Raw genomic sequence first — 440 nt, 5'->3', positions numbered from 1 at the left:
GCACGAGCACGCGGACGGCAGTGCCGACCACGGTGCTCGGCTCTGGGCGCTGATCATGCTCGAGCTCTGGCAGCAGCGCTACACGTCCGGTCCGGCCTCCCGCGCTGCATGACCCGGCGGACCGCGATCGTCGTCGTCTCCCTCGCAGCCGCGCTGCCGCGACTGCTCGTCGTCGCGCTCGAGCGCGACGAGCTGATCGGGTCGCTGCCCGAGAAGAGCGACCGCTTTGCCAGGACCCTCGTCGACTCGGGCACGTTCGGGTTCATCGCCGGCTTGCCGTCGGGGTACACCCAGCCCCTCTACGCGCTGTTCCTGGCCCCTCTCTACGCGGCGTTCGGTCACTCCTGGGCTGCCGTCGGGCTGGCGCAGGTCGCCGTAGCGACCGGAACCGCCCTTCTCGTCTACGCGATCGGGTGCCGGATCGCCAACCGGGCCGTCGG

1 protein-coding gene is annotated in these 440 nt (G+C 71.4%); it reads left to right on the top strand.

Translation table 11 applies throughout. From position 1 onward, the window contains the following. Positions 1-108: 108 nt before the first annotated feature. A partial coding sequence (locus I6F37_RS40280) for a hypothetical protein (RefSeq protein WP_225154419.1) occupies positions 109-440 on the top strand: 332 nt, incomplete at its 3' end.

Source organism: Bradyrhizobium sp. NBAIM08, assembly GCF_020193935.1.
Classification (GTDB): domain Bacteria; phylum Pseudomonadota; class Alphaproteobacteria; order Rhizobiales; family Xanthobacteraceae; genus Bradyrhizobium; species Bradyrhizobium yuanmingense.
The sequence above is the reverse complement of the archived record's forward strand: the minus strand, read 5'-3'. Positions and strand labels throughout refer to the sequence as shown.